Here is a 12,274-nt window from a genome sequence, read left to right as displayed (position 1 = left end):
CAACACTCAGCACTCAGCACTCAGCACTCATAACTTTACTTTGCCAGTACACCATTTAAGAAAATGTCAGCTAAACCTTCAGCCATTGATTGCATTTCTTGAGGTGAGGCATTGGGTGATGCAATTGTTTCGTTTGAGAAGCCTGCAACTGCAAACATTCCCAGAAATACCTTCGCAACTAAATTGGCATCCATCTTGCGATAGATTCCTTTATCCATTGCTTCTTGAAAAAATGCTTCAGCAACACCAGTCATTTTCTCAATGACTTCTTGCTGAATTCTTTCGCGTAAGTCAGGATGAAATTGTGCCTCCATAAAGCAAACTCGCATCATGTCAGCGTTCTTACGCATGTTCCACATTCGACGCTTCATGACTTGAGCAACAGCTTTGTAGCTACCCATTTCGCTCAACTCGGTTAGTAAATCAGTAAGAATTTCTACCCATCCTTGGGTTGCAACTTCGACTAAAATAGCTTTTTTATTGGAAAAATGACGAAATAAGGTTCCTTCTGCAACTCCTGCAGCCTGCGCTAAGTCGCGCGTTGTGGTACCGTCGAAACCTTGGGCAGCAAACAAACGTTGCGCTGCAGTTAAAATACGATCACGAGTTTGTGCTTCAGAAGATGGGGGGGAATTGAACACGCGCATAGAAGTTATCGTAGTATTTTCGGAACTGGATGTGTAGCATTATTGTCTAACGATAAAAAGCGAAAGCCAAGAAAGCTTAATACAAGATTAAGGCTCTAGCTGTACAAAACGTGATTTTCGCATCTGAGGTTTTCATTTTTTGATGAGTAATAACGCAGTAATGCAATTGCAAATTGGTTTAATGTCTTAAGGTTAGAGAACAGTTATGAACCGAATAAATGGCTTCCGGCTAAATGTGAGTTATCAAAACGCGCTTATTATTAATGGGATATTCGCAAGGATAAACCAATTATTGAAGCAGCGACAGCAGTTACTGTTAATTTTTGTAACTGTCATCTTTTTTTCCTGGGGATTTTTACCCGAAATTGCTCTTGCCAAAACGGCGCCACCAACCAAAGCAAATTCAGCTTCAATTCAGCCATATTTAGACCGGGTAGTTAAAAACCTTACCGAGTTTCGTCTCGACAATGGCTTGAAGTTTATTGTTTTGGAGCGTCATCAGGCGCCTGTAGTTTCATTTGTAACTTATGCTGATGTCGGTGGTGTTGATGAACCCGTTGGACAAACTGGTGTAGCACACTTTTTAGAACACTTAGCATTTAAAGGCACAATACGTATCGGTACAATCGACTACAAAGCCGAAAAACCGCTACTTGATAAATTAGAACAGCTAGACTCACAAATCCGTGCGGCAAAAGCTGCGAAAAAAACGGATGAGGTGGAAAAACTACAAGCACAGTTCAACTCTGTAGAGTCACAAGCAGTTAAACTCGTTAAGCAAAACGAATTAGGGCAAATAGTTGAACAAGCAGGTGGAGTTGGTTTAAATGCCAATACCTCTACCGAAGCAACTCGTTATTTATACAGCTTTCCTGCAAATAAATTAGAGTTGTGGATGTCGTTAGAGTCAGAAAGATTTTTAGAACCTGTACTCGGTCGCGAATTTTACAAGGAGAAACAGGTAATTTTAGAAGAACGTCGGTTACGGGTAGAGAATTCACCTATCGGGTTAATGATAGAGAAATTCGTTGACGCAGCGTATAAAGTTCATCCTTACCGGCGCCCTGTAATTGGTTATGACGAAGATATTCGCAATTTAACACCTGCTAATATTAGAGATTTCTTTGCAACATATTATGTGCCAAGTAATTTGACAATAGCTGTGGTTGGTGATGTTAACCCAGCACAGGTAAAACAATTTGCACAAATTTACTTTGGACGCTACAAGTCTAGCCCTAAACCAAAGTCTAAAATTGCTACTGAACCGAAACAAACCCAAACACGCGAAGTAACAGTCAATTTCCCTTCACAACCTTGGTATTTAGAAGGATACCACCGTCCAGCTATTACGCACCCTGATGAAGCGGTATATAACATTATTGGCAGGTTGTTAAGTGATGGGCGTACTTCAAGGTTGTATAAATCTTTGGTTGAGGAGAAAAGATTAGCGCTTGCTGCACAAGGTTTTAGCGGTTTCCCTGGCGATAAATACCCAAATTTAATGTTATTTTACGCGCTTACTGCTCCTGGACGTTCGGTTGATGAGGTTGCGACTTCGTTAAGGGCAGAAATTGAGCGTTTGAAAACTGAACCTGTAACTGAAGCTGAGTTAAAGCGGGTGAAAACTCAAGCACGTGCTGAGTTGATTGAAGCGCTTGATTCTAATATGGGTATGGCACAACAGTTGTTGGAGTATGAAGTCAAGACTGGTTCGTGGCGAAATTTGTTTAAACAGTTGGGACGGTTGGAAGCTGTAGGTGCTAGGGATGTGCAAAGAGTTGCCAGAGCGACTTTTACACCGCAGAACCGAACTATTGGTAAGTTGTTACCAAAAAGTAAGTAGGAAGAAAACGAACCGCAAAGAACGCAAAGGACTATTGGAAGATGAGGTTGAAGAAAAGTTTTGTTTATACGTTGGTTTTGACTTTTTGCTTTTTGCTTTTGACTTTTAATTATTCTTGGGCAGCTAGTGGAGAGGCGAAGCATTATACTGATTTGCAGTTACCACCGTTGCCGGAGGTGAAGTTACCAAAGTATGAGCGGTATGTTATGAGTAATGGCATGGTCGTTTATTTGATGGAAGACCATGAGTTACCTTTGGTAAGTGGGACTGCGGCCATTAGAACTGGGGATCGGTTTGAACCAGCAGAAAAAGTTGGGTTAGCTCAATTTGTTGGCACTGTGATGCGAACAGGGGGAACGAAAGAACATACTCCTGACCAGCTTAACGAACTACTCGAAGCGCGTGCTGCTGAGGTAGAAACGGGTATTGGTGAGAGTATGGGAACTGCTAATTTCCAAAGTTTGAGCGAAGATTTAGAATCTGTGTTTGGGTTATATGCTGAGGTGTTGCGAACTCCTGTTTTTGCTCCTGAAAAGTTAGAGTTAGCAAAGACTCAAGAAAGTGGTAGTATTTCTCGTCGTAATGATAGCCCAGATGAAATTGCCCAACGCGAGTTTAAGAAGTTGGTTTACGGTAAAACTAGTCCTTACGCGCGCATTACAGAGTTTACAACGCTGTCTAATATTACTCGTGATGATTTAGTAAAGTTTTATAACTCTTACTTTTATCCCAATAATATGATTTTGGGTATTGCTGGAGATTTTGATTCGCAAAAAATGAAATCGTTAATCCAAGCAAAATTTGGCGATTGGAAACCAAGCCCAACACCTATTAAACCTCAATTACCTGAAGTTAGCCAAGCAAGTAGCGGTGGTGTATACTTTGTTAATCAGCCACAGTTAACACAAAGTAATGTTTTAATTGGTCATTTAGGTGGACAATTTAATAGTCCAGACTATGCAGCGTTAGATGTACTCAATGGAGTATTGAATGGATTTGGTGGGCGCCTGTTTAACGAAGTACGTTCGCGTCAAGGTTTAGCATATTCTGTATACGGATACTGGAATCCTAAATTTGACTTTCCGGGAATGTTTATCGCTGGAGGACAAACTCGTAGTGATGCAACAGTACAATTTGTCAAAGCCATCCAAACAGAAATAAAACGCTTACAAAGCGAACCAGTGCCAGCGAACGAATTAGCATTTGCCAAAGATTCGACGCTCAACTCATTTGTATTTAACTTTCAAGACCCAGCGCAAACTCTATCGCGCTTAATTCGATACGAATACTACGGATATCCTGCCGACTTTCTATTTACTTACCGTAAACAAGTAGAAGCAACAACAATTGCCGATGTCCAAAAAGTCGCACAAAAATATCTCAAACCAGATAATTTAGTCACACTTGTAGTAGGAAACCAAACAGCCATTAACCCTCCACTTTCACAACTAGCTACCAAAGTAACACCTATTGATGTAACAATACCTAGCCCAACAGCAACATCACAAAGTTAGCAACGGATAAAACGGATGTAACGGATTGTTATGAGTCGCGAACGTAAACGGAGTTTTCCCGCTATGAAGGGATATCCGCTTACGGTCTGACTTTTCACGCTATGTGGAAAAGCATATGAAAAACCTAACCCCCCTTCCCTGACAAGGGTAGGTTTTTTCCGCTCCAAACCCCAGACACGGGTGACAGGAAGACAAGTAGACTCTTGAGGCGTTTTTCTACCTTGTCTACCTTGCCTTTTCACCTTTTTTAGAAAAAAAACCTACCCTTATGAGGAGGGGTCGGGGGAGAGGTTTTTAACATAAGACGTAGCATCTCAAGAATGTCATATTGATATCCGTTACATCCGTTGTATCCGTTGCAAAATATCTTCAAACCACTGAAGAAATCTGGCGCCCAAAGGAAGAAGTGAAAATTCTGTCTCAGCTTGTTTTCTACATTCATAACGGTCGATACTATCTAAACGTTTAACAGCGTCTATTAAACCTGTTACACTATCAGGTTCTACTAAAAACCCTGTTTTGCCATCTTTAACTATTTCCGCAGGACCACCACGCGCGTAAGATATTACCGGAACACCACATGCAAGCGCTTCTATTGCTACATTACCAAATGCTTCTACCCACCTTGGCGCCATTAATAACGCTTTACACTCACGCACAACTTGCTGCATTTTATCAGTTGGTAGAAATCCTAAATACTCAATAGGCGCCCCTTGATAATCGTTTATAATTTTTTGCCAGTATGCTTGATCTTGAATTTTACCCATTATTTTTAACGGTATATTCGTCTGTGCTGCTACTGCTACCGCATCTTCTAAACCCTTTTCAGGTGAAATTCTTCCTAAAATTGCCAATTGTTCTTTGGGTTCGGCGCAAAATTGATATAGCGATAAATCAATACCACTGCTTAAGTAATATAACGGAGGAGTTAATGAAGGAAAAGTGGCGCCTTGCGAAGGAGTGTAAAATCCAATTGTGCCAGGATATAACTTGGAGATTTGAGCAATAACTGTGTCGAGAGCATTACTAAGCGAACCCATACTCACAAAGTGAGCTATCGGTGTTTGAAAAAACGGTGTGAGGTAAAATGGCAACCAATCGTAAGCAAAATTTACAATCAAGTCATACTCGTTTTGAACTGAGCGTGCGTATTCCCACATATTCGCCAATAGCGAGTTATCAGGCATAGTTATAGGGGTATCACGTTCTTGAATTTGAGCAATAATCTGTAAATTACCAGTAATTTCAACTATATTGAAAATATCTCGATTCCACAATGAACCAGAGGGAGCAACAATTTGCAGTGTATGACCTTGCTCTATAAAGTATTTTGCAATGTTGTATAAACTAAGTTCAACACCTCCACCCAGTCCAGTTCCAAGTCCTCCGACTGGGGTTGAGACGAAAAGTAACTTTAAACGCTTGGGTAATGGTGATATATTCTGCATGGTACTTGAAACATCAAGGTAAACTTTAATTTTATGAGTAGCTAATAAAGCGGAGCAATCCGACGTAAATCACAATTAATCAGTATAAAATCTGGGCAATCTGTGATTAATGGAAGGTAGGAACCTACCCGGCTACACCAGACTCAGCCAGATGGCTACGTTTAAGGGTACTAGGAGCTTAATAGGATTCGCTAGTCCTAAGCGCTCGGATGAGGAACATTATCTAGTTTATGAAGGAGAAAAACCAAAATCCGCGAACTGTCTTGGTTAGACGTGACAAAAACCTTAAACATTGTTGAAGCAAACTTTACCCTAAAAGAGCGGCGTAACTGCCAAAAACTTTACCTCAAATGGAGTACTTGCCAAAAAACAAAATGCTGACAAATCACGTTTTCGTATTGAATGCGGATAAAAGTTTCTTAAATATGGTGCATCCGGCACGGGCAAGAAAGCTTTTAACTCAAGAAAAAGCAGCAGTTCTCAGAACTTATCCATTTGTACTAATTCTAAAAAAACAAGTTTTTAACCCCACTCTTAAAGAATATTTTCTTAAAATCGATCCCGGCTCAAAATGGACAGGTTTTGCAATACAGTGTGGTTCAGACATTGTATTTCGTATGGAGCTACAACACCGTGGAATGCAAATTCGTTCGGACTTATTAACTAGAGCAGGATTTAGACGGGGTAGACGTTCCAGAAATTTAAGGCATCGGAAAAAACGTTTTAATAAGCGCAAACGTTTAGGGTGGCTAGCACCGTCTTTAATGCATCGCGTATTAACAGTAAAAACTTGGATTAAAAGGTTTTGTAAGTTCTGCCCAATTGTTGTAATTGAAATCGAACAAGTCAAATTCGACATGCAAAAATTAGCTAACTCTCTGATCAGCGGTATCGAATATCAACAAGGCGAGCTGATGGGCTATGAAATCAGAGAATACCTCTTAGAGAAATGGGGTAGAGAATGTGTGTATTGTGGGGTAAAAGATGTGCAATTAGAGATAGAACATATAACTCCAAAGTCTAAAGGTGGTAGTGATAGAATCAGTAATTTAACGTTGGCTTGCCATAATTGTAACCAACGTAAAGGAGATATGAATATTTCTGATTTTTTAGACGACAGGCAAAAATTGTCGAAAATTTTAAACCAAGCCAAGTCTCCTTTAAGAGATGCTGCTGCTGTAAATTCAACAAGAGAAGCAATATCCAATATGGCATCAAAATACAACAATGTCAAAAATTGGACAGGTGGCAGAACTAAGATGAATAGAGTCAAACAGAATTTATCCAAGGCTCATAGCATCGATGCGGCTTGTGTTGGTGAGTCTGGCAGCAACATTAAGATATTGACTTACCAACCTCTAATTGTAATATCTAAAGGGCATGGTAATAGACAAAGTAGAAAGACTAACGAGAGGGGATTCCCTGCATTAATTACAGAAACATGTCAGAAAACAGGTAAAGAAATTGTTAAGAAAAATCCCGATGGAACTGTAAAAACAATAGCGCCAAAGAAAAAGTATACCCACATACATACAGGCGATATAGTCAGATTCAAGCTAGATAAACCTTGTATGACAAAAGGCAACAAGAAAAAAGGCATTGAGAAGAAAGTGAGAGTTCCATGTGGTTCTTATACTGCAAGAGTAAAAACACCAACCCCCAAAGGGTTTGAAGTTTTAATTAATAACGAAAGGGTAAATGTTTCTACAATGAGAAACGTTAGTTTTGCATATCGTGCCGATGGCTATGACTATAAATTCGCCCACGTCTAATACAGATTTACGATGTTTTCCCAGAAATTATTACGCTATGTCGCCATTAGATACTATGACGAAACGATTCGGAATTAACTTGGCATGGGCGCCGTTGTTAGGGTTGTTATTCTCTACAAGCGCAAAAGCTGATTTTAAAGGTAGTCTTAATGTTGAAATCGACGGTTTGAGAAATAACGCAGGTCAAGTTTGCATCACTCTTTTTGGCAGCAGCAAAGGATTTCCAAATGAGGGAAAAAAAGCTCTACAAGATAAATGTTTCAAAATTACAGAAATTCCCTTAAATATTAAATTTAACCAACTCAAAGCAGGTAGTTACGCTGTTGTTTTATTGCACGATGAAAATAGCACTAAAACTATGGAAATGGACAGCTTAGGAATGCCACGTGAAGGTTTTGGATTTTCTCAAAACCCAGAAATTACAAATCGGGCGCCGAAATTTAGCGAATCAGCATTCTTTATCGCAGGCCCTGAAACTAATATCAAAATCAATATAAAATATATGTCAGGATTTTGAGCGCTTACCCCTAACACCAACAAAAAATAAGCATAAGTAATTCTGATAACTATTAACTTAAGTAACCATCCAATCTGGCAAGAATTTACGGAAATACTTAACGAAATTGATTTAGATGCACTTGTTGCAAACCATCTGAAAGCTTGCAATTATAAAGTGATTGGATACCAAGATGAAAATGATTTTTATGAAGAAATTGAATTTATTACCCCAATCGAAGCAAATTTTATCAGTGGTTCCTTAAATGTAACCAGCGAAAAAAAAGATGAGTCTGGCTGGATAACAATTAATTTTATGCTCAAAGCAGCTACATTAACTCAGGATGGTAAATCACTTCATCACCAAGATGAAATAGATGAAATAGCTGAATTAACATTGATTTTTGATTCAAAAATGAAATGTATCGATGAAAATTGGCTAATTTATATAGAATCTCCTTTTATTGTAGCCAGAGCTAAAAACTCTATGCAGGAATTAAGCCCTGCTTGAGATTGTTATTGGTTGCGGCAGCGGTTTTTCTTGTGCTTGGTAATCTTCTATTAATAACTCTAAAACTTCCTCAGCATTTTTAAGCGCTGAAGCATAAGTATCCCCATGAGTATGTGCATATGGGCCAAACTCAGGTAAGCTTACAATGTATTTATTGTCTTCCATTGACCACTGAATAACAATGCTATATTGCGAATTCATTCCTCGTTAATCGCTGTAGTATTGGTTAATAATTTCTTTAATTTCGTTTGCCTCTATATCTTCCCGATCAGATTTTGAATAAATTGTTATTAGTAAGACGCTGGTGGGTGATTCGACTAGATATATTACGCGATACCCAGCACTTTTACCTTTTTTAATTCGTGAAAAGTTAAAATTATTCTTCGGGGGAAGTATCTGGCGCCAGTGAGCGAATTCGATTCATTTGTGATAGTGCGTACTTTGCTGTTGCTTGTACATTCGCGTCGTTATCGTGGCTGGCGTGATATAACATTTGACTTAATTGTGTCATCATGTCGTATACGCGCGTTAAATCACGAATTGCGTTTTGTCGAACTTCTGGACTTTCATCTTGGAGTGACATTGCTAACGCGCGGTTCATTGGTTTAAGGGTACGAGTACCAATTTCAGATAAAGCTGCTAATATCAAGCTGCGCTGTTGCGAGTCAGCGTCTATCATTATATCTACAAGCGGTTGAATTGCGCGTGAGTCTCCTTGCTGTCCTAAATCCCAAATTGCTTTGCGTCGTTTGTTGGGGTCGGTACTACGAAGGTCTTTAACTAATTCGTCAACTATGTTAACTTTGGCAAGACGAGAAGTTGTTTCTGGCGCCAGTAATTCGCTTGAAGTTACATCTGGGTCATGCAAATCGTTATGTAAACCATTTTGCGGTTCTGGCTCAACTGTTGACTCAATAACTGGCTCAAAATCTTGGATAATTGTTTGTTTTTGTGGTGGTAAAGCCATTACCTTGGGTTCTTGTGGTTCGATATGGCTTAAATCTTTGTATGTTGTCACTCCTTCACTATAGTCTGTGCTTAAGACTTCTGAGTTTATAATTTTGAAACCACCTATATCTGGTTTTGGTGGGCTAAATTTTCGCAATAAGTAAGCAATAGCGCCAGTTGTTCCTACTAACCCCAGTCCAACTAGCGCCCACCAAAATATACCTCTTCCACCCTCTGAAGGCGCCTTGGTAGTTGCAGTTGGACTAGCTGTTGGTGTCGGTTGTGTTTTCTGTAAAACGGCAGCATCGAGTTTTGAACGAGTTGTGGCGCCGAAAATACCATCTGCGGTTAAATTATTGTCTGCTTGAAACCTTGATACTGCTATCCGCGTACTAACACCATAATCGCCATCTATGTCATCAGTATATAACCCTAACTGTTTGAGTTTGGTTTGCAATGCTTTAACTTCCGCACCTGAATTACCAGGTCTTAATAAACGCTGGTTACTTGTTTCAGCATTTGTGCTGAAGAGTGAATTTGTTGGTGTTGCTTGTGCGAATTTGACAGCATCAGGCAACTTTTGACTCGATATGGCAATTTGACTTGTGCTAAACCCAGCAAGCAAACAGCTAGTAATCAGGATGGAAGAACCGCATAGCCTCATATCAGAAAGTTTGAGTCAGTACATGTATTGTAAATTACCGATTAATACGATAACTTCATTTGTAAGTAAATGTTAACTTTTATATGGACAGAAAAATTTTATTGGTGCCTTGAATCAAATAAATCATCAGATTTATGATTTTGGAACCTAGAATCACCCGTGCGTAATTAAGATATCACGCCAACTCAGTAGCTACACTCAAGAACGCATTGCTTCTGACTCTGTATGCTTTACAGGCACGGTTAAAGTAGTTTGTTGCGCTGCGCTTATTTCCTTGACGGGGATTTTTGTTTTGGTGAGCGCTAGGGTATCACGTTGGTTAATCAGGTAAATACTAATTAACGTTAAACCGACACCTGTCCATTGTATAGAGTTTAGAACTTCTCCGAGCAATAAATTACCGAAACATAAGGCAAATACTGGCGTTAGAAAAGTTAACGAACTCAAAGACGTCAAATTACCGCTTGAAGCAAAATAGAAAAACAAAGCGTATGCTATCGCACTTCCAAAAACTGTAGCGTAACTGAGTGCGATCCAATCAGAACTTACCAAGTTAGACCATTGGTGTGTTTCAGTAACCGCAGAAATTCCCCATAATGGCAAGCCACCTATAATCATATGCCATCCAGTTGCCATTACTGGGTCTGCATGTTTTGTAACGTACCGAATCAAAACTGTTCCCACTGCCATTGATAAAGCGGCTAGCAGCATTAACCATTCTCCACTTTCAAACAGTGAGTAAGGTGATAGTAACAATGATGTCGGCTCAAAAGTAACGTCACTTGAAATTAAGCTCAGAATTAATTGCTCAGGTAAGCCGATAAAACTAATACCCCCAACACCTAGACTTAAACCCAACCATCCCCACAGTCCTATGCGTTCTTTGAATAGCCATAGTGACATAAGCGCAACTGCCAAGGGTTGTGAGTCAATCATCACCGAACCTAAGCCGGCGCCTGTACGTACTAATCCTTGAGCGAGGAATCCTTGAAACATCGCTCCATCTATCAAGGCAAATAGCGTAATCCATAACCAGGCTTTTTTAGAGCGTGGTTGAGGTTTACCCATTAGGGCACCTGCAATTAAAATCATTACACCTGCTGGTATTATTCGTACCCCAGCCATAAACATCGGCGTAGTATGGTCAATTACACCTTTCATTGCCACCATCGCCGTTCCCCAGAGGAAAAACGGCGCAATTAAAAGTATTGGAGCTAGGGGAAGGCGTGATGCACGCTCGTTCAGTTGCATGGGATTGGCGAAGCCTTTATTTTAACGACGCATAATGATTGCTTTACCTAATTTTACCGGGCACATTGCGATTTGTGAAGGAATTTGTACTTATTCATTGTGAGAATCGCTTGGTTAGTGGGAATTATATCTATCAGATGTGAGTTTACCTAGAAACCGATGAAGATAGAAAGAGACACAAGATTAGACGCATTAAAAGCAATTAGCATTATTTTTGTCTTAATTTGGCACCTACGCCCTATTAGCTTTTTTGTCAATAACGATACGCATGTAATGATTGTCGTTATTGCTCGAATAGTTCGAGATTTGGAACTACAGCTGTCTTTATTAGCAGTCCCTCTATTTTTCCTTGTTTCCCTTTACTTATTTTTTATTAAAAAGCCAGACAGAGAATATCTAAAAATTAGATTAATTAAGCTTTTTAAATTATTCACATTTTGGTCTATATTTCATAATATTTTCTTATTTACCGTTACTAGAGAAGTTCCTGATTTCTCTTGGGATATTATTACAGGCTTAAAGCCCAGCTTACCCTTTGCTGGCGATTCTGTATTTTATTTCTTATTTAATTTAATGGTGTTAACGATAATTAGCTTTTTGTTTTTTCAAATCAAGTCAGATAAATTTATTAAATTATTATCGTTTGTCACTATTATATTTTCTTTGTTATACTTTGAGACTGTTGGTATAGCAAATTCTAGTATTCCCTATCATTGGCTATCAAATTTTATTGTTTATATTCCAATAGCTTTTTACATTGCTAATTACTCAGATAAAATATTAAAATTTAGATTTTACTACTTAGTGGCATACATTTTATTTTCACTTCATGATATATATTTACGTATTTATGGTTACAACCAAAGTATTTATGGAAGAATTTCGATAGTATGCGGCGCCTTAACTCTGTTCTGCTATGTTTACACGCTCAAAATTCCCGAAAATTGGTATATACAAAAATTATCTCAATACTCGCTAGGACTATTTGCAATACATAAATATTGGCAATCTTTGCTATTTTTGCTAGTTCAACATTATCAAATAAGTTTACTTCCAAGTTTAGTTCCTTTAAATATAATGTTTCCTTTAATGGGCGCCTTGGTTGTGTTGTTAACTATAGTATCTATTTATTTGTTAAAGTCAACTAGTTTGAAGCAGTTTATAGGTTAGCACAGCAATTT

Annotated in this window: 11 protein-coding genes; 6 read left to right on the top strand and 5 right to left on the bottom strand. The window is 38.9% G+C overall.

The window, feature by feature from the left end; all coding sequences use genetic code 11:
- Window positions 1-35: 35 nt before the first annotated feature.
- Complete coding sequence (locus DSM106972_RS01635; RefSeq protein ID WP_127078199.1) at window positions 36-647, bottom strand: TetR/AcrR family transcriptional regulator; 612 nt, start codon at window positions 645-647, stop codon at window positions 36-38.
- 205 nt (window positions 648-852) lie between these two features.
- Here DSM106972_RS01635 and DSM106972_RS01630 point away from each other — a divergent pair, with 205 nt between their 5' ends.
- Both DSM106972_RS01630 and DSM106972_RS01625 read left to right on the top strand, forming a co-directional pair.
- A complete protein-coding gene (locus DSM106972_RS01630) occupies window positions 853-2,490 on the top strand; it encodes a M16 family metallopeptidase (protein WP_233787296.1) in 1,638 nt (545 codons plus the stop codon).
- 41 nt (window positions 2,491-2,531) lie between these two features.
- Complete coding sequence (locus DSM106972_RS01625) at window positions 2,532-4,004, top strand: M16 family metallopeptidase (RefSeq protein WP_127078197.1); 1,473 nt, start codon at window positions 2,532-2,534, stop codon at window positions 4,002-4,004.
- Window positions 4,005-4,342: 338 nt separating this feature from the next.
- Here the strand turns inward: DSM106972_RS01625 and DSM106972_RS01620 are convergent, their stop codons facing one another.
- Window positions 4,343-5,452 carry a glycosyltransferase family 4 protein gene (locus DSM106972_RS01620; protein WP_186538581.1) on the bottom strand — a complete coding sequence of 370 codons (1,110 nt, stop codon included), beginning with the start codon at window positions 5,450-5,452 and terminating at the stop codon, window positions 4,343-4,345.
- A 374-nt stretch (window positions 5,453-5,826) separates the two neighbouring features.
- On the opposite strand from DSM106972_RS01620, the gene iscB reads away from it, so the two are divergent.
- The 3 genes from iscB (at window position 5,827) to DSM106972_RS01605 (ending at window position 8,230) form a co-directional block, all read left to right on the top strand.
- Complete coding sequence (gene iscB, locus DSM106972_RS01615; protein ID WP_325052144.1) at window positions 5,827-7,224, top strand: RNA-guided endonuclease IscB; 1,398 nt, start codon at window positions 5,827-5,829, stop codon at window positions 7,222-7,224.
- A gap of 37 nt (window positions 7,225-7,261) precedes the next feature.
- Window positions 7,262-7,741, top strand: a complete 480-nt coding sequence (locus DSM106972_RS01610) for a DUF2141 domain-containing protein (RefSeq protein ID WP_233787295.1) — start codon at window positions 7,262-7,264, stop codon at window positions 7,739-7,741.
- Between the two features lie 156 nt (window positions 7,742-7,897).
- On the top strand, window positions 7,898-8,230 hold the full coding sequence (locus tag DSM106972_RS01605; protein ID WP_127078195.1) for a hypothetical protein: 333 nt from the start codon (window positions 7,898-7,900) through the stop codon (window positions 8,228-8,230).
- On the opposite strand, the gene DSM106972_RS01600 is transcribed toward DSM106972_RS01605, so the two are convergent.
- The 3 genes from DSM106972_RS01600 to DSM106972_RS01585 form a co-directional block, all read right to left on the bottom strand.
- Window positions 8,216-8,431, bottom strand: a complete 216-nt coding sequence (locus DSM106972_RS01600) for a type II toxin-antitoxin system HicB family antitoxin (RefSeq protein WP_127078193.1) — start codon at window positions 8,429-8,431, stop codon at window positions 8,216-8,218. The genes DSM106972_RS01605 and DSM106972_RS01600 overlap by 15 nt on opposite strands.
- 175 nt (window positions 8,432-8,606) lie before the next feature.
- Window positions 8,607-9,842 (bottom strand): peptidoglycan-binding protein, encoded by a 1,236-nt coding sequence (locus tag DSM106972_RS01590; RefSeq protein WP_170213541.1) that lies wholly within the window; start codon window positions 9,840-9,842, stop codon window positions 8,607-8,609.
- A 198-nt stretch (window positions 9,843-10,040) separates the two neighbouring features.
- Window positions 10,041-11,093: a DMT family transporter gene (locus DSM106972_RS01585; RefSeq protein ID WP_127078191.1), complete on the bottom strand. Its 1,053-nt coding sequence runs from the start codon at window positions 11,091-11,093 to the stop codon at window positions 10,041-10,043.
- Window positions 11,094-11,252: 159 nt separating this feature from the next.
- Between DSM106972_RS01585 and DSM106972_RS01580 the strand changes: the two genes are divergently transcribed.
- On the top strand, window positions 11,253-12,263 hold the full coding sequence (locus DSM106972_RS01580) for an acyltransferase family protein (protein WP_127078189.1): 1,011 nt from the start codon (window positions 11,253-11,255) through the stop codon (window positions 12,261-12,263).
- The last annotated feature ends 11 nt before the right edge of the window (window positions 12,264-12,274 follow it).

The sequence above is a fragment of the Dulcicalothrix desertica PCC 7102 genome, from assembly GCF_003991905.1.
GTDB lineage: Bacteria > Cyanobacteriota > Cyanobacteriia > Cyanobacteriales > Nostocaceae > Dulcicalothrix > Dulcicalothrix desertica.
The sequence above is the reverse complement of the archived record's forward strand: the minus strand, read 5'-3'. Positions and strand labels throughout refer to the sequence as shown.